Here is a 15412-nt window from a genome sequence, read left to right as displayed (position 1 = left end):
CCGGCGCGCTGGCGGCATCAGAGCAGCTCGGCCCAGTTCTTCAGGGTGCTCGTCTCGAAGTTGCCGTCGCCATCGGCGTCCAGTTCGAAGCGCACCTGCGCGGCACTGACCGGCGTGATGCGCAGCGCCGACCCGGCGCGACCGCGCACCAGCACCTGGCCCGCGCTCGGATAGGCGTCGTCGCCCTGCATGACGAGTGGCTGCGGCGTGCTCACCCACACCTGCCTGCCGTCGGCGGTGTTGGTCAGCGTACCGGCGTAGGTCAGCGTGGCCCGGGCGCTGCCGTTGACGGTTTCGTCGCGCAACTGCAACTGCATGTCCCCCAACGTGTAGGACAGGGCCTGACCGCCCAAGCGCCCCGTCAGCGCCATGCGTGGCGCCGACAGGCCCAGCTCGCCGACGCCAGCCGGCGTGCGGCTGAGCTTGAAGGTGAGCTCGCCGTCTCCCTGCAGCGAGTTGCCGCCCTGGCCGATGCCCAAGGCCGTCAGCTTCATCCCCAGCGTGGCATTGAAGCTGTTGCCGCCGTAGACGCCGGTGACGGCCTGCATGCTCAGGTCGACGCGACCTTGCGTCGTGACGCCGTCCGCCCTGCAGGCCTTGGCTTCGATGGTCAGCGTCTCGCCGGACTCCATGTCACCGCTGCCATTGGTGTCGTTGAACACCACGGCGAGGCTGCCGCCTTGCCCGCAGGCCACTTCGATGGGCCCTACGACAGCCGCCGGCTGCGGCTTGTCGGCAGACTGCACCTGGCGCAGCGAGGGCCCGCCGCGCGTGCCGCCGGCGAGGCTGCCGGCGCCGCCGAGGTACAGCGCGCTGACGGCAGCCGCTTGGCCCACGGACTGGTAGTTGCCGACACCCAGGCTCAGCGCCGTCGGGTCGTCGTTGCCGGGGGTGCCAGGCGACCCGGATCCGCCACCGCAGGCGGACAAGGTGAAGACAGCGGCCAGGTGAAGGCCGACGCGAACGCGAGAAATAGACATGGTGTCTCCCTGTGAGTGCCGCGTGCATCGTGCGCACACAGCGGCTCCGTTCAACGGCGCCAGCAAGTCGGCAGATGACGGGCGCAGCAGGCTTCGTCTTGCAAAGTGCAAGCGGCACCTTAAGAAACCTTGCAGCCCGCACGCGGCTGAGCGGAATCGAGCTCCTGCCGTCACCGGGCCGTGGGCCCGGGTCGAGGTCAAGGGCGCCGCATCGAGCAGCGTCGAAGCGCCGCCGAGGCGTTCAGCTCAGTGATGGTTCTGCGACCAGCTCGCCTTGTCGCTACATGCCACCCCGAGCCAGCTCGGCAGGTGGCGCCGCCACCGCGCCCGCCTGCCGGCAAGAGGCCCGCGCAGGACGCTCAAGCGGTGGCTTGCAGCAGCCCGCGGTCCTTCAGCATGGGTTCCACGACCGGGTCGCGCCCGCGGAAGGCGCGGAACGCCGCGCCGGGCTCCACGCTGTTGCCGGCCGCGTAGATGCACTCGCGCAGCCGCGCCGCCACGGCCGGTTCGAACACGTCGCCCGCTTCGACGAAGGCGTCGAAGGCGTCGCAGTCCAGCACCTCCGCCCAAAGATAGACGTAGTAGCCGGCCGCGTAGCCGGCGCTGCTGAACAGGTGCTGGAAGTGCGTCATGCGGTGGTTCATCCCCACCTCGGCCGGCAGACCCCAGCGCGCCAGCGTGTCGCGCTCGAAGCCCACGACGTCGGCCGGCGCCTCGGGCAGTGCGTGAGCCGCCATGTCGACGATGGCGCTGGCCGTGTAGCGCAGCGTCTCGTAGCCCTGGCCGAACTGGCGCGCGGCCTGCAGCTTGGCCAGCAGCGCGTCGGGCAACGGCTCGTCGGTCTGCCAATGGCGGGCGAACTGCTTCAGCACGGCAGGCTCAGCCATCCAGTGCTCGTACAACTGCGATGGCAGCTCGACGAAGTCGCGCAGCACCTGCGTGCCGGCCAGGCGCTCGTGCTCGACGTCGCTCAGCAGCCCGTGCAGGCCGTGGCCGAACTCGTGGAACAGCGTGCGCACATCGTCGAAGCTCAGCAGCGTGGGCTCCCCCGCTCCGCCCTTGGCGAAGTTGTTGTTGTTCAGGATGACGGGCTTGGCGCCGAGCGCCCGGCTCTGGTTGCGCAGCGCGTTCATCCACGCACCGCTGCGCTTGGTGGGCCGCGCGAAGTTGTCCTGCAGGAACAGGCCACGCAGCGTGCCGTCGGCGTTCAGCACCTCGTAGGCGCGCACGTCGGCGTGGTAGCCGGCGATGTCCGGCCGGGGCTTGAACTGCAGGCCGAACAGGCGGCTGGCGCAATCGAACATCGCCGCCACCATGCGGTCCAGCGCGAAGTAGGGCTTGACCTCGGCCTCGTCCAGCTCGAAGCGGGCGCGCCTGGCCTGCTCGGCGTAGAAGCGCCAGTCCCAGGCCTGCAGCGCATGCGTGGCGCCAGCGGCGGCCATCGCGCCCAGCACGGCCTCGCGTTCGCGGGCGTGCGCGGCCAGAGCAGGCTGCCAGACGCGCTGCAGCAAGTCCATCACGGCGTCCTGGCGACGCGCCATGGTGTCTTCCAACGCGAAGTCGGCATAGCAGGCATGGCCGTGCAGCGCAGCCTGCTCGGCGCGTAGCGCCAGGATCTGCGCACAGAGGGCGCGGTTGTCGGTCGCACCCGTGTCATCACCGCGCCCCACCCACGCGCGCCAGGCCTGCTCGCGCAGGTCGCGCCGGGCGCTGAAGCTCAGGAACGGCACGATCAGCGAGCGCGACAGCGTGATGACATGCACGCCGTCGCCCAGCCCGCGGTCCCGCGCCGCCTGGCGCGCCGCAGCGCGCACAAAGCCCGGCAGGCCCGCCAGCTCCGCCTCGGTCGCCAGCCGCAGCTGGTAGCCGCTCTCGGCCGCCAGCACGTTCTGCGCAAAGCGCGTGGTCAGCTCGGCCAGCTGCGCCATCACGGCGGCGTAGCGCTCACGCGCCGCCGGTGCCAGGCGGGCACCGGCGCGCACGAAGTCCAGGTGCACGCGCTCCAGCAGCCGCAAGGATTCGGCAGTCAGCCCCAGCGTGTGGCGCTGCTCGAACAGCGCGTCCACGCGCTGGAACAGGCCCTGGTGCATGTAGACGGCGCTGTCGTGCGCGGCCAGCGGCCCGGCCATCACGCGCTGCTGCGCCTGCAGTTCGGGCGACGTGGCCGACGCCCCCAGCGTGTAGAACAGATGTTGAAGCCGCGTCAGCTGGCGGCCGCTGGCATCGAACGCGGCCAGCGTGTTGGCGAAGCTGGGCGGCTCGGGCTGGGCGGCGATGGCGTCGATCTCGGCGCGGTGCTCGGCCAACGCCGCCTCGAAGGCGGGCTGGAAATGCGCCGCGGCGATATCGGCAAACGTTGGCAGACCGTGCGGGCCCGTCCAGGCCTGCATCAGCGGGTTGGCGGTGTTCATGCGAAAACCTCGTGGGCGAACCATGAAAAAGGGCCGCTCCCGGTGGGGCGGCCCTGTCCTGCGGTGCTGTTCAGCGGATGGCGCGGATCACTTGCCCGCGGCGGCCGCCTTCTCCTTGCGGACGGCCTTCTCGTCGTTCTCGTCGTAGGCCTTGTTCTGGCATTCGGCCTTCCACTTGTCGAGGGCATCGAAGTGCTTCTCGGTGCGCTCTTCCAGTGCTTTGAACTGCCCGTCCAGGCCGTCGACCTTCTCGGCAAAGGCCTTGCGGCGTGCGCTCTGCTCGCCGTCGGCCGCCTTCACGCTCTCGAACATCGCGTTGAAGCTGTTCGCGCGGGCCTGGTAGGCCTCGTTGCGGGCCTTCAGCTCCTTGGCGTCCAGCTTGGGGGCCTCGGCCGTCAGCGCGGCGTGGGCGTCCAGGATGGCCTGCTTCTCCGCCTTCATGTCGGCGATCTGCTTGCCCAGCGCGGCCTCGCCCGCCTCGACGGTGACCTTCTCGGCCTTGAGCTTCTCGGCGTTGGACTTGTAGGACGCCTGCTCCACCTTGATGGCCTCGGCTTCCTTGGAGTTGGCCTCCTGCTGGTCGATGCACAGGCGCAGTTCATCGCGTGTCATCAGCTTGGGCTTGGGTTTCTCGACCACCGGGTTGGCGACCTTGTTGTTCTTCGGGTCGACCTTGGCCTTGGGGTTGTTGACGATCTGCGCCTGGGCAGAGACGGCGAAGACCAGGGCCAGCGGGAGAAGAATGCGTTTCATGAAGAGGGCGCAACTCGGTTGCGAAGGTTCCAAACGGGAAGCCGGAATGATGCCATGAGGCTTCGCCGCGATAATGCCCGGCTGCCCTTTCGTTACCACCTTGTACACGGCGCCTGCCGCCGCCGCCCCGCATGGCGCTCAAAGCCACCATCTACAAAGCCCAGCTGCAGATCGCCGACATGGACCGCCATGTCTACGGCGACCATCAACTCACGCTTGCCTGCCACCCCAGCGAGACCGAGGAGCGGCTGATGATCCGCGTGCTGGCCTTCGCGCTGAACGTGCCGGCAGACGAGCTGCGCGGCCGGCTGGAGTTCACCAAGGGCCTGTCTGACGTCGACGAGCCCGACCTCTGGCAGCTGGACCTGACCGGCGACGTGGTGCACTGGATCGACCTGGGGCAGCCCGACGACCGCCGCCTGATGAAGGCCCACGGCCGCAGCGAGCGCGTCAGCGTCTACAGCTTCGCCAGCAGCACCGAGGTCTGGTGGCGCAACCTGGAGAACAAGCTGACGCGCACACCCAAGCTGGCCGTCTGGCAGGTGCCGGCCGAGCAGTCGCAGGCGCTGGCGCGCCTGGCCGCGCGCAGCATGCAGCTGCAGATCAGCATCCAGGACGGCAGCATCTACGTGTCCACGACCGAAGCGTCGGTCGAGATCCATCCCGTCGCGCTGAAGACGCCCACCGCATGACGCCGCGCCACGAGCCCGAGCACCAGCGGTTCACGCTGCCCACCACGCCCACCAGCGTGCTGGACTACGAGCTGGCGCCCGCCGCGCAGCCCAACCGCGTCGTCTTCACGCACACCGGCGTTCCCTCGGCCTACCGCGGGCAGGGCCTGGCGGCCCAGCTGGTGGAGGCCGGCCTGAGCTGGGCCCAGGAACAGGGCCTGAAGGTCGTTCCGGCGTGCAGCTACGTCGCCGTCTACATCGAGCGCCACCCGCAGTGGCGCAGTCTCTTGGTTTCTTTGTGAGCGTTCTATGAGCACGATCCTGCAATCCGTTCCCGTCGGCCAGAAGGTCGGCATCGCCTTCTCCGGCGGCCTCGATACCTCCGCGGCCCTGCACTGGATGAAGCTCAAGGGCGCCCTGCCCTACGCCTACACGGCCAACCTGGGCCAACCCGACGAGCCCGACTACGACGAGATCCCGCGCAAGGCCATGCTGTACGGCGCCGAGAAGGCCGTGCTGGTGGACTGCCGCGCGCAGCTGGTTCACGAGGGCATCGCCGCGCTGCAGGCCGGGGCCTTCCACATCAGCACCGCGGGCGTCACCTACTTCAACACCACGCCCATCGGCCGCGCCGTGACGGGCACGATGCTGGTGGCCGCGATGAAAGCCGACGGCGTCAACATCTGGGGCGACGGCAGCACGTTCAAGGGCAACGACATCGAGCGTTTCTACCGCTACGGCCTGCTGACCAACCCGGCGCTGAAGATCTACAAGCCCTGGCTGGACCAGACCTTCATCGACGAGCTGGGTGGCCGCGCCGAGATGTCGGCCTTCATGACCGAGAAGGGCTTCGCCTACAAGATGAGCGCCGAGAAGGCGTACTCGACCGACTCCAACATGCTGGGCGCCACGCACGAGGCCAAGGACCTGGAGCACCTGAACAGCGGCATCCGCATCGTCAACCCCATCATGGGCGTGGCGTTCTGGCGCGAGGACGTGGCGATCAAGGCCGAGGAGGTGTCGGTGCGCTTCGAGGAAGGCGTGCCCGTCGCGCTGAACGGCGTCGAGTACCGCGACCCGGTGGCGCTGCTGGCCGAAGCGAACAAGATCGGCGGCCGCCACGGCCTGGGCATGAGCGACCAGATCGAAAACCGCATCATCGAGGCCAAGAGCCGCGGCATCTACGAGGCCCCGGGCCTGGCGCTGCTGCACATCGCCTACGAGCGCCTCGTCACCGGCATCCACAACGAAGACACCATCGAGCAGTACCGCGACAACGGCCGCAAGCTGGGCCGCCTGCTGTACCAGGGCCGCTGGTTCGACCCGCAGGCCATCATGCTGCGCGAAGCCGCCCAGCGCTGGATCGCCCGCGCCGTGACCGGCGAAGTGGCCCTCGAACTGCGCCGCGGCAACGACTACTCGCTGCTGGACACCAAGAGCCCCAACCTGACCTACGCCCCCGAGCGCCTGTCGATGGAAAAGGTCGAGGACGCGCCCTTCAGCCCCGCCGACCGCATCGGCCAGCTGACCATGCGCAACCTCGACATCACCGACACGCGCGGCAAGCTGGGCATCTACACCGGCACCGGCCTGCTGGCGGGTGGCGGGCTGCCGAAGCTGGAAGGCTGATCGTTCAGAACTCGTCCGCCACGCGGATGAAGCTGGCAAACCGCGGTTTGCCCGAGGGTGTCAGGTCACGGTAGCGATATGTGACCGTCGCGCCGATGGCCGGCGGGTCGCGGCGCTGGGCGTCGGTGAAGCCGGTGCCCAGCTTGAACCGCACGCCATCCGGCGTCTGCAGCTCCAGCGCCCCGAGCTGACCGGCGAAGCGGCCCTTCCCCGCTTCATGGCCAATCACCACGGCCTCGGCGTCTGCCAGCGGTTTGAGCTTGAGCAGCAGGTCGCTGCGACCGGACGCCACGGGCGCATCGGCCCGGTGCAGCATCAGCCCTTCGCCGCCGGCATCGACGACCTGCTTCAGCTTGGCCCGCAGTTCGGCGTTCGACTGGAAGCGCTGCTGCTCGACCGGTCGAACGATGTCGCTGGCCAGCGCCCTGAGCTGGCCAGCCCGCTGCTCAAACGTCCCCTCGCCGGCCGGCAGCTCGAACACGTGAAAACGGACGAGGCGCCACTCCGCATCGACCGGCTCGGCACGCCTCACGGCGCCCGACAGCTCGTCGAAGCGGCGCCGCCCCATCCACAGCTCGCCGTCCAACGGCGTCTTCGGCAGCGCCGCCAGGAACCAGGCCGGCGCTGCCACGACGCGACCGCTTCGATAGCGCAGCGTCGTGCCGTCCCACAGCGCCCGCACGCCATCCAGCTTTTCGCTGACGAGATACGGTTTGGGATCGATACCCGCCGGTGCGTTCTTCGCCAGCAGCGGCTGCAGCGCCAGCACCGGTGTGCCCAGACTTCCCAGCCAGGCCAGCAATATGCGCCGGCTTAGTGTGCTGCGCTTCATCGTCACCCTCCCCGTGGACCGTGGCAGGATGATGAGGCCGGCCTGCCGCCTGCAGGCGGCAAGATTCACAGCTAACCGCCTGGACCCTGATCCACTTCTTTGCATAACGCTCTGATCGATAGAGCGACCACGACCCAGATGCAGACTGCTGCACCTGCAGCAACACCCCCCCAGAAGCCCGCCACGAGCAGGTTCATGCAAAGGAACCCACATTCGCCGTGGTGCGCGATCGGCGCATACGCCTCGATGCCCTGGATCGCCAGAGGCCAGGCAGCAAGGGCGCCCAGCAGCCCGCCGAGGCCATGGCGCACTGCAAACAGCGCGGCGAGTACGGCTCTTTTATCCACGACTCCCCTCCATGACCGGAGCGCCCCCAGGGGACGCTACGGCAAAGTCAAACCACCACCGGCTCCGGCTCCAGGCGGATGCCGAAACGCCCGTAGACGCTCTCCTGGATGGCCCGCGCCAGCGTGACGACCTCGGCGCCGCGCGCGTCCGCCTTGTTCACCAGCACCAGCGCCTGCTTCTCGTAGACGGCCGCGCCGCCCACGGTCTTACCCTTCCAACCACAGGCGTCGATCATCCAGCCGGCCGCCAGCTTCACGCTGCCGTCGGGCATGGGGTAGTGCACGATGCCGGGGTCGCGGCCGATGATGTCCTTGCACTGCTCGGCGGTGACGACCGGGTTCTTGAAGAAGCTGCCGGCGTTGCCGATGACGGCCGGGTCGGGCAGCTTGGCGCGGCGCACCGCGACGATCCAGTCGTAGATCTGCCGCGACGTCGGCGCGGTGATGCCCGTCTCGGCCATCTTGCGCTCGATCTCCAGGTAGCCCAGCACCGGCTGCCACGGCCTGGGCAGACGGAAGCGCACATGCGTGATGACGCTCTTGCCCGCCAGGCCGCCGAAGTCGCTGTGCTTGAACACGCTGTCGCGGTAGCCGAAGCGGCAGACGTCTGCCGGCAGCAGCGCCGGCCGGCCGGTGATGAGGTCCATCACCTCCACCGCCTCCAGCCGGTCCTTCACCTCGATGCCGTAGGCGCCGACGTTCTGCACCGGCGCGGCCCCGCAGGTGCCCGGAATCAGCGCCATGTTCTCCAGGCCAGGGTAGCCGTGCTCCAGCGTCCACGTGACGAGGTCGTGCCAGACGACGCCGGCACCGGCCTCGACGATCCACGCGTCGTCGCGCTCCTCCAGCAGGCGGATGCCGGGAATCTCCACCTTCAACACGACGGCGTCCACGTCCTTGGTCAGCACCAGGTTGCTGCCGCCGCCCAGCACGAACTTGGACGCCCGGCCCAGCTCCGGATGGTCCACGACGCGGCGCACGTCCGCCGCCTCGCGGATGCGCACGAGGCGCTTCGCGACGGCCGGCAGGCCGAAGGTGTTGTAGGGCTTCAGGTTGACGTCGGTCTCGACCAGGAGCGGCGAAATGGGAATCGGCACACTGGCGGGCACTGCGTTCGAGGGGGTCTGTGAGGGCGTGGGCATGGGAAAATTTTCGCAGACCCTTTCCCCCGACTCTCCCCCCGACTGCAAATGCCCAGCTTCGACACCGTTCTCGAACCCGACCACGTCAAGATCCGCAACGGCGTGGACAACGCCGTCAAGGAAATCGGCACCCGTTTCGACTTCAAGGGCACGGGCGCCAAGGTCGAGCTCAAGGACAAGGAAATCCACTCGACGGGCGACAGCGAGTTCCAGCTCGAGCAGATCGAGGCGGTGCTCTACGCCAAGCTGACCAAGCAGGACGTCGTCATCAGCTTCCTGGACAAGCAGGAAAAGATCGAGAAGCTCGGCGGCGACAAGGTGCGCCAGGTCTACAAGATCAAGGAAGGCATCGAGGCCACACTGGCCAAGAAGATCGTCGCCTCGCTGAAGGAGAGCAAGCTGAAGGTCCAGGCCAGCATCCAGGGCGATGCGGTACGCGTGACCGGCAAGAACCGCGACGACCTGCAGGTGGCCATCGCCCACCTGAAGAAGAGCTTCAGCGACACGCCGCTGACCTACAACAACTTCCGCGACTGACATGAGACGCACAGGCCTGGCCCTGACCCTGCTGGGCCTGTCGCTAGCGGCGCTGGCACAGACCGCGCCCCGCATACAGCTCAACGGCATGCTGGGCGCCCGCGCGGCGCTGCTGCTCATCGACGGCGAGCCGCGCACCGTGGCCGTCGGCGCGACGACGCTGGGGGTCACGCTGGTGGCACTGGAGGATGGCCGGGCCGTCATCGACGTCGGCGGTCGGCGCCAGACGTTGGCGCTGGGCGCCGCGCCCGGCCGCGTTGGCTCCGGCGCCCCGGCCGGCGCTCGCCAGATCGTGCTGCCCGTCGGCCCCGGGGGCCACTTCACGATGGCCGGCGCCATCAACGGCCGCTACACCAGCTTCCTGCTGGACACAGGATCTACCAGCGTCGCGCTGAGCCAGACCGAGGCGGACAAGCTGGGCGTGCGCTACCAGCACGGCCGGCAGGTCGTCACGCACACGGCCAACGGCGCCGTGCCGGCGTACATGATCGAGCTGGCCAGTGTGCGGGTCGGCGAGGTTGAGGTGCGCAACGTCGAGGCCATCGTCATCCCGGGTCAGATGCCCCACGTGCTGCTGGGGAACAGCTTCCTGAACCGCTTCCAGATGCGACGCGAGAACGATGTCATGACGCTGGACCTTCGCTACTGACGCGGTGCGGTCTGCGCTGCCGGCGTTCTGCAAGAATCCGGCGCCTCATTCCGCCGGCCGCATCGATGACCCGTCACACCGCCTCGCTTCCCGGCCTGCTGGCCGCGCTGCTGATCGCCACCACAACGGCACACGCGCAGGACGCCGCCAAGGCCTCACGCTTCTACGAGGACGCGCTGCAGCGCTACGAGAAGCGCGACATCCCCGGCACCATCATCCAGCTGAGGAACGCGCTGCAGGCCGACAAGACGCAACTGCCCGTCCACGTGCTGCTGGGCAAGGCGCTTCTCGCCGACAGCCAGCCCTCGGCGGCAGAATTCGAGCTTCGTGAAGCCATCCGGCTCGGCGTCGATCGCGCCGAGGTCGCCGTTGCGCTGGCGATCGCGATGAACAACCAGGGCAAGCAGGCCCAGATGCTGGACGACCCGCGCCTGCAAACCGCCGGTCTGCCCCCAGGGATTCAGCAACAGCTGCTGCTGGAGCGGGCGCTGGCCCAGTCGGATCTCGGCGACCTCAAGGCAGCGCTGGACACGATCCTGCAGGCGCGCGCCATCAACCCGAACGACCCCGGCAGCTGGATTGCCGAGGTGCCGCTGCGCGTGCGCGGGCGGCAGTTCACCGAAGCCTTGGCGGCGGGCGACCAGGCGCTCAAGCTCAGCCCCGAAAGCGCCGAGGCGCACTACCAGAAGGGCGCGACCTACCACGCGATGAACCAGGTCACGCAGGCCTTCGCCGCTTATGACCGCGCCATCAAGGCCCAACCCAGCCATGCTGAAGCCCACCTGGCGCGGGCGGGGCTGCTGGTGGACCTCAAGCGCGACGCCGAGGCGCTGGTGGAGGTCGACGAACTGCAGCGCCTCAAGCCCAACGATCCGCGCGGCACCTATCTGCGGGCGCTGCTGGCCGAGCGCGCGGGCAACCCGACGGCGGCCAGGGCCGCGCTGAAGAAGATCACCGCCCTGCTGGATCCGGTGCCCATCGAGTACATCCGCTACCGCCCGCAGCTGCTGATGCTCAATGGTCTGGCGCACTTCAACCTCGGTGAGCTTGAGAAGTCCAAACCCTTCCTGGAACTGGCCAGCCGCCAGCAGCCAGGCAGCCCGCTGGTTAAGCTGCTCGCGCAGGTGGCCGTGGCCGAGCCCAACCTCAACCGTGCGGTCGAGCTGCTCGAGGGCTATGTGAAGGTCCATGCGGGAGACGGCCAGGCGCTGCTGATGCTGGCATCGGTGCACATGAGCCAGGGCAAGCATGCACGCGCCACGACGCTGATGCAGGACGCGCTGAAGACCAAGGATTCGGCGGAGTACCGCACGGCGCTGGGCATCTCGCTGCTGCAAAGCGGCAAGGCGGCCCTCGGCGCCGAGGAACTGAGCAAGGCCTACCAGGCCGACCCCAAGCAGACCTACGCCGGCCTGGCGCTCGTCACGGTGCTGCTGCGGGACAACCAGGCACCCAAGGCACTCGCCGTCGCCGAGTCGCTGGCGCGCAGCAATCCGAACAACCCGACGGTGCTGATGGTCCAGGCCTACGCCAAGACGCAGGTCGAGGACTACCCTGGCGCCCGCGCGGGCTACGAGAAGGCGCTGAAGATCGCGCCGAATCTGACGGAGGCCAAGCTGGGCCTGGCGCGGCTGGACGCCCGCACAGGCAATTTCGATGCCGCCAACCGCCGCTTGCGCGAGCTGATCAAGGCCAGCGAGCGCGACGTGAACGTGCTGTTCGAGCTGGCGCTGCTGCACGAACTCTGGGGCAAGCCTGACGAGGCGCTCAAGTGGCTCGAAAGCGCGGTGGCCGCCAGCGGCCCGCGCGAAACGCGCACAGACTTTGCGCTGGTCGCCTGGCATCTGCGCAACGGCCAGCCGAGCCGGGCGCTGGACGCCGCCAAGATCCTGCTGGCGAAGCTGCCCGAGGACGTCGAAGCCCTGCAGGCCTATGCCGCCGCTCAGGCTGCCAATGGCGACACAGCGGGTGCCAAGTCGACGCTGACCAACGCCGGCCGCCGCGCGGCGTTCGATGCGCCGCGCCTGGTCGAGGTGGCTCGCCAGCAGATCTCCATCAAGGACTTGTCGGGCGCAGCGTACAGCCTGGACAAGGCCTTGAACGGCACGCCCGACTTCATTCCCGCGCTGGCGATGATGTCCAGCGTCGACCTCGCCCGGGGCGATCCGGCGTCGGCAGAAAGGCGCGCCAGGCTGGTCGTGCAGGCGACGCCGAAGTCCGCGATGGGCTACAACCTGCTGGCCGACGTCGCGCAATCACGCAACCAGCCCGCCCAGGCGCTGGAAGCGCTACGCAAGGCACACGACATCGAAAAGTCGCAGGCCAGCCTGACCCGACTGATCAACCTCACCTTTGTGCAGAGCGGCGCGAAGGCCGCGCTGGAGATCGGCGACGCCTGGCTCAGGCGCAACCCCAACGACCTGACGGTGCGCAACACGATGGCCGAGGTGCATCTGCGCGGTCGCGACTTCGGCGCTGCCCGCAAGCAATACGAAGCCATCCTCAAGCAACGGCCCAACCATGCTCAGTCGCTCAACGGCCTGGCCAACCTGCTCATGGAAATCAAGGACCCCGATGCTCTCGCGATGGCGGAGCGGGCCTACAAGGCCGACACGCGCAACCCCTTGTTGATGGACACGGCCGGCTGGGCCAACTACCAGGCGGGCAACCTGGACCGCGCGCTGCAACTGCTGCGCGAGGCCCGCTTGCGCGCTCCGGATGTCGCCGACATCAGATACCACCTGGGTGCCACCCTCGCTAAAGCGGGCCGCAAATCCGAGGCGCGCGAGGAACTGCAGGCCGCGCTCAAGGCAAGCGTGAAGTTTTCGTCCGTCGACGACGCGCGCAAGCTGCTGGCCACCCTTAACTGAGGGGGCGGATATCCGGCCATTCCTGTCGGCCGTTCTTACAATCCGCAACGCATCAAGCTCATGGCAGCTGTAAATCGTTGAGAGACAACGAATTTTCATGCTGGCATCAGGTTTGCTAAATAAGGTCTGGATTCGCAGGTTGCAGAATTCATAAAAAGGAAAATCAATGAAGACGCATCGCACAAATTGGCTCGCACTGGCTGCTCTGATGGCGGGCATGGGTCTGAGCGGCAGCGCTCATGCGGTCTGGACCTTTGACAACGCAACGGTGTCGAGCGTCGGCAACTACAACAACTGCAGCCTGAGCACGACGGCCAGTTGCGACGACAAGAATTCCTCCAACGTCTACGTCGCCGGCAGCGAAACCGGCGGCAAGATCAACAACACCACGGTGTCGCTGAGTGGCTACTACGCCACCAACGACGCCGGCGGCGTGGTGAACGGCAAGTGGACGGCCACCCCTGCGAACACGAATGGCAACGGCGCAAACGGCCTCGCCTACTTCGCGGGCAACGGCCAGGGCATGTACACCGGCACCGATGCCAACTCGCCCTACCACGCGCTGGACAACAACATCAACACCGAAGCCGTGCTGCTGTCGTTCACCAGCTCGACGGTGCTGTCCAGCATCGGCCTCGGCTACGTGTCGAACAACGGGACGTCGACCGAAATCGGCTGCAAGAACGCCTCCAACGTCATCGTCGACACGACGACCGGCAGCTGCGGCTCGGGAACGGGCGCCTCCGGCAAGTCGCTGACGGGCACCACGTCGGCCGGCACGACGGTCGACATTTCGCTGTTCCGCTGGACGACCACCAGCGCCCCGACGCAGGATGCTTCGGGCAACTGGCTCAACGGCAGCTGGGAACTGGTGGGCAACTATGGCGACATGGTGGGCGACACCACCAACCCGTACAACCTGGTCAACTCGGCCGGCAAGACCTCCAGCTGGTGGCTGATCAGCGCCTACAACTCGGGCTTTGCGCAAACTGCCAACAGCAGCACCAGCATTGCCACCGAGAGCCGCGGCACGCTGAGCCTCAGCAACGACTACTTCAAGCTGTACTCCGTTGCTGGCACGGTGTGCTCGGCAACGGTCAGCAACAAGGGTGTTTGCGGCGGCTCGAACTCGAGCGTTCCCGAACCCGCTTCGCTGGCCCTGACGGGCGTGGCCCTGGCGGGCGTCATCGGCCTGCGCCGCCGCAAGACCAAGCTCGCAGCCTGACACGCGTCTCGCTCCCCTCGAAAGGCACTCTCCGGAGTGCCTTTTTGTTTGGCGGACGCCAGCCGCTGCACTGTCCCTGGCCGGACAGCGTCGACGCGAACGACCGTGCTAAAAGCTCGGCATTCCGATCACGACAACGCAGCACGCGGAGACACATGGACCTCAACTTCACCGATGCGGAGCTGGCCTTCCGCGCCGAGGTGCGCGACTGGGTGCGCGCCAACCTGCCGGCCGACATCGCCCACAAGGTGCGCCATGCGCTGCGCCTGAACAAGGACGACCTGCAGCGCTGGGCCAAGATCCTGGGCGCCAAGGGCTGGCACGGCTGGGCCTGGCCCAAGCAGTTCGGCGGCCCCGGCTGGAACGCCGTGCAGCGCCATCTGTTCGAGGAGGAATGCGCCCTCGCCTGCGCGCCGCGCATCGTGCCGTTCGGGCCGGTGATGGTGGCCCCGGTCATCATGGCGTTCGGTACGCCGGAGCAGCAGCAGCGCTTCCTGCCCGGCATCATGAGCGGCGAGGTCTGGTGGAGCCAGGGCTACAGCGAGCCGGGCTCGGGCTCCGACCTGGCGTCGCTGAAATGCCGCGCCGAACGGCAGGGCGACAAGTACATCGTCAACGGCCAGAAGACCTGGACGACGCTGGGCCAGTACGGCGACTGGATCTTCTGCCTGGTGCGCACGTCCACCGAGGGCAAGCCGCAGACGGGCATCAGCTTCCTGCTGATCGACATGAAGACGCCCGGCGTCAGCGTCAAGCCCATCATCATGCTGGACGGCGAGCACGAGGTGAACGAGGTCTGGTTCGACAACGTCGAAGTGCCGGCCGAGAACCTGATCGGCGAGGAGAACAAGGGCTGGACGTACGCCAAGCACCTGCTGTCGCACGAGCGCACCAACATCGCCGACGTGAACCGCGCCAAGCGGGAACTGGAGCGCCTGAAGCGCATCGCCAAGGCCGAGGGGCTGATGGACGACACCCGCTTCCGCGACCAGATCGCGCTGTGCGAGGTGGATGTCGTGGCACTCGAGATGATGGTGCTGCGCGTGCTGTCGGGCGAGCGCACCGGCAAGCAGCCGCTGGACGTGGCCGGCCTGCTGAAGATCCGCGGCAGCGAGCTGCAGCAGCGCTACACCGAGCTGATGATGCTGGCCGGCGGCCCGCTGGCGCTGCCCCACGTCCACGAGGCGATGGAGGCGGGCTGGCAGGGCGACCAGTGGCTGGGCGGCGCCTGGATCGGCGGCGCGTCCCACGCCATCCCGCTGACCGGCAGCTACCTGAACGTCCGCAAGACGACGATCTACGGCGGCTCCAATGAAGTGCAGCGCAACATCGTCGCGCAGACCGTGCTCGGCTGACCGCAGGGGAG

General features: G+C 68.0%; 14 protein-coding genes. 8 read left to right on the top strand and 6 right to left on the bottom strand.

Annotated features, from left to right (window positions below; genetic code table 11):
* Positions 1 to 17: 17 nt before the first annotated feature.
* From ACG04Q_RS05620 to ACG04Q_RS05610, 3 genes are all read right to left on the bottom strand, one after another.
* Positions 18 to 980, bottom strand: a complete 963-nt coding sequence (locus tag ACG04Q_RS05620) for a hypothetical protein (RefSeq protein WP_394509897.1) — start codon at positions 978 to 980, stop codon at positions 18 to 20.
* Positions 981 to 1339: 359 nt separating this feature from the next.
* A complete protein-coding gene (locus ACG04Q_RS05615) occupies positions 1340 to 3391 on the bottom strand; it encodes a M3 family metallopeptidase (RefSeq protein ID WP_394509895.1) in 2052 nt (683 codons plus the stop codon).
* A gap of 87 nt (positions 3392 to 3478) precedes the next feature.
* A complete protein-coding gene (locus ACG04Q_RS05610) occupies positions 3479 to 4144 on the bottom strand; it encodes a hypothetical protein (protein ID WP_394509894.1) in 666 nt (221 codons plus the stop codon).
* A 131-nt stretch (positions 4145 to 4275) separates the two neighbouring features.
* Between ACG04Q_RS05610 and ACG04Q_RS05605 the strand changes: the two genes are divergently transcribed.
* Genes ACG04Q_RS05605 through argG form a run of 3 tightly spaced genes read left to right on the top strand, consistent with a single transcriptional unit; the run spans position 4276 to position 6444 of the window.
* Positions 4276 to 4836, top strand: a complete 561-nt coding sequence (locus ACG04Q_RS05605; protein ID WP_394509893.1) for a YaeQ family protein — start codon at positions 4276 to 4278, stop codon at positions 4834 to 4836.
* Complete coding sequence (locus ACG04Q_RS05600) at positions 4833 to 5117, top strand: GNAT family N-acetyltransferase (RefSeq protein ID WP_394509892.1); 285 nt, start codon at positions 4833 to 4835, stop codon at positions 5115 to 5117. The genes ACG04Q_RS05605 and ACG04Q_RS05600 overlap by 4 nt, the downstream gene beginning before the upstream one ends.
* Positions 5118 to 5124: 7 nt before the next feature.
* A complete protein-coding gene (gene argG / locus ACG04Q_RS05595) occupies positions 5125 to 6444 on the top strand; it encodes an argininosuccinate synthase (protein WP_394509891.1) in 1320 nt (439 codons plus the stop codon).
* Positions 6445 to 6448: 4 nt separating this feature from the next.
* On the opposite strand, the gene ACG04Q_RS05590 is transcribed toward argG, so the two are convergent.
* The 3 genes from ACG04Q_RS05590 to murB all read right to left on the bottom strand — a co-directional run bounded on the left by ACG04Q_RS05590 (position 6449) and on the right by murB (position 8765).
* On the bottom strand, positions 6449 to 7276 hold the full coding sequence (locus ACG04Q_RS05590; protein ID WP_394509890.1) for a DNA ligase: 828 nt from the start codon (positions 7274 to 7276) through the stop codon (positions 6449 to 6451).
* A 71-nt stretch (positions 7277 to 7347) separates the two neighbouring features.
* Positions 7348 to 7623, bottom strand: coding sequence for a hypothetical protein (locus ACG04Q_RS05585; protein WP_394509889.1), 276 nt, complete (start codon positions 7621 to 7623; stop codon positions 7348 to 7350).
* 47 nt (positions 7624 to 7670) lie between these two features.
* On the bottom strand, positions 7671 to 8765 hold the full coding sequence (murB, locus tag ACG04Q_RS05580; RefSeq protein ID WP_394509888.1) for a UDP-N-acetylmuramate dehydrogenase: 1095 nt from the start codon (positions 8763 to 8765) through the stop codon (positions 7671 to 7673).
* Between the two features lie 48 nt (positions 8766 to 8813).
* Between murB and ACG04Q_RS05575 the strand changes: the two genes are divergently transcribed.
* From ACG04Q_RS05575 to ACG04Q_RS05555, 5 genes are all read left to right on the top strand, one after another.
* Positions 8814 to 9302 carry a YajQ family cyclic di-GMP-binding protein gene (locus tag ACG04Q_RS05575; protein ID WP_394509887.1) on the top strand — a complete coding sequence of 163 codons (489 nt, stop codon included), beginning with the start codon at positions 8814 to 8816 and terminating at the stop codon, positions 9300 to 9302.
* Between the two features lies 1 nt (position 9303).
* Positions 9304 to 9951, top strand: a complete 648-nt coding sequence (locus ACG04Q_RS05570; RefSeq protein ID WP_394509886.1) for a retropepsin-like aspartic protease family protein — start codon at positions 9304 to 9306, stop codon at positions 9949 to 9951.
* A gap of 65 nt (positions 9952 to 10016) precedes the next feature.
* The gene (gene prsT / locus ACG04Q_RS05565; RefSeq protein WP_394509885.1) at positions 10017 to 12821 is read left to right on the top strand and encodes an XrtA/PEP-CTERM system TPR-repeat protein PrsT; all 2805 of its coding nucleotides are present in this window, start codon (positions 10017 to 10019) and stop codon (positions 12819 to 12821) included.
* Between the two features lie 166 nt (positions 12822 to 12987).
* Positions 12988 to 14046: a PEP-CTERM sorting domain-containing protein gene (locus tag ACG04Q_RS05560; protein ID WP_394509884.1), complete on the top strand. Its 1059-nt coding sequence runs from the start codon at positions 12988 to 12990 to the stop codon at positions 14044 to 14046.
* A gap of 155 nt (positions 14047 to 14201) precedes the next feature.
* On the top strand, positions 14202 to 15401 hold the full coding sequence (locus tag ACG04Q_RS05555) for an acyl-CoA dehydrogenase family protein (RefSeq protein ID WP_394509883.1): 1200 nt from the start codon (positions 14202 to 14204) through the stop codon (positions 15399 to 15401).
* Positions 15402 to 15412: the final 11 nt, after the last annotated feature.

The sequence above is a fragment of the Pelomonas lactea genome, assembly GCF_043555885.1.
In the GTDB taxonomy this organism is placed as follows: Bacteria; Pseudomonadota; Gammaproteobacteria; order Burkholderiales; family Burkholderiaceae_C; genus Pelomonas; species Pelomonas lactea.
The sequence above is the reverse complement of the archived record's forward strand: the minus strand, read 5'-3'. Positions and strand labels throughout refer to the sequence as shown.